The sequence below is a fragment of the Tunicatimonas sp. genome (assembly GCF_049647865.1).
In the GTDB taxonomy this organism is placed as follows: Bacteria; Bacteroidota; Bacteroidia; order Cytophagales; family Cyclobacteriaceae; genus Tunicatimonas.
Genome location: NZ_JBARYM010000702.1, coordinates 1 through 1,824, shown reverse-complemented (window position 1 = coordinate 1,824; position 1,824 = coordinate 1). Strand labels below are relative to the sequence as shown.

Genomic DNA, 1,824 nt, shown 5'->3' with positions numbered 1-1,824 from the left:
GGAAGAACAGCCTACCAATACTATTGAAGGGTTCTACGATCGCTTGAAAGCATTACTTCCTTCTCTATACGAACACCGTTGCTCCGAAGGAGTTCCGGGAGGCTTCTTTCAAAGAGTAGAAGAAGGAACCTGGATGGGGCACGTGATCGAACACATTGCGCTGGAGATTCAAACGATGGCCGGTATGGAGGTAGGATTTGGGCGAACTCGCGGCTACGGTGAGAAAGGAGTGTATCAGGTAGTTTTTGCCTACATGGAAGAGAAAGTAGGGTTATACGCTGCCGAAGCAGCCACCCGGATTGCCGAAGCATTGATTGCCAATGAACCTTATTCGCTGGAAGAAGACCTGCAACGTATGCGCGAAATTCGGGAGCAGGAACGGCTAGGGCCTAGTACTGGTTCTATTATTGAAGAAGCTGCCGCCCGGGGTATTCCCTGGATTCGGCTCAATGAACGTTCGTTGTGCCAACTGGGCTACGGAGCTAACCAGAAACGTATTCAAGCTACTATTACTAGTCAAACCAGCAGCATTAGCGTAGAAATATCCTGTGATAAAACCGATACCAAACATCTGCTGAGCCAAGCTGAGGTGCCCGTACCTCAGGGAAAAGAAATCCGCAGTTTGGAAGAATTGGAAGATGCTGTAAAACGCGTAGGTTATCCGCTGGCGATAAAACCTATTGATGGAAACCACGGCCGGGGAATTACTGCGGATATTACTACCTGGAAAACTGCTCAGAAAGCTTTTGAAGAAGCTCAGCAGGTATCTAGTTCGGTCATTGTAGAAAAACACATCGAGGGAGAAGATCACCGATTGTTAGTGGTTAACCATCAGTTGGTAGCGGCGGCTAAACGCTCACCCGCGCACGTCATTGGCGACGGCAAATCAACCATTCAACAGCTGATTGACAAAATTAACGAAGACCCCCGCCGGGGCTACGGCCACGAGAAAGTACTTACCGCCATTGAGGTGGATAAGATGACTCAGATGATCTTTGATTCAGCCGGTTACACCGTGGATACGGTACTGCCGGAGGGTAAACTACTAAAACTTAAAGATACGGCTAATCTTAGCACCGGCGGAACTGCTACTGATGTCACCCATAAGGTACATCCCGAAGTAGAGTTTATGGCTCAGCGAGTCTCTAAAGTTATCGGTCTGGACATTTGCGGCATCGATGTAATGACTACCGATATTAGTCTTCCTTTGTCGGAAACCGGCGGAGCCGTACTGGAAGTAAACGCTGCCCCGGGTTTCCGCATGCACATTGCCCCTACCGAAGGCCTGCCCCGCAATGTGGCTGCCCCGGTCATGGACATGTTGTTTCCTCCGGGTTCTAATTTTCGCATTCCCATTGTGGCAATAACCGGCACGAACGGAAAAACCACTACCACCCGCCTTACTGCGCATATGATGAAGATGCAGGGCTACAAAGTTGGATATACCACCACCGACGGCATTTACGTAAACAATCATTTGCTAATGAAGGGTGATTGCACCGGACCAGTCAGTGCCCAATTTGTGCTGAAAGACCCAATTGTGAACTGTGCAGTGTTGGAAGTAGCTCGCGGAGGCTTGCTGCGCGCCGGTTTAGGATTTGACCACTGTGATATTGGTATTGTTACCAATGTGAGTGCCGACCATCTAGGGCTTAAAGGCATCCATACTATTGAACAGCTAGCCCGGGTAAAATCCGTGATTCCGGAGTCGGTGCATAAAGATGGGTACGCCATTCTGAATGCCGATGACGATTTGGTTTACCAGATGCGAGAAAATGTTGACTGCCAGGTAGCTCTATTTTCTATGGACGAGCATAATCCGCG

1 protein-coding gene is annotated in these 1,824 nt (G+C 49.3%); it reads left to right on the top strand.

All coding sequences use genetic code 11. From position 1 onward, the window contains the following. The coding region (gene cphA / locus WBA23_RS20530; RefSeq protein WP_424584151.1) for a cyanophycin synthetase at positions 1–1,824 on the top strand (1,824 nt) is incomplete at both ends.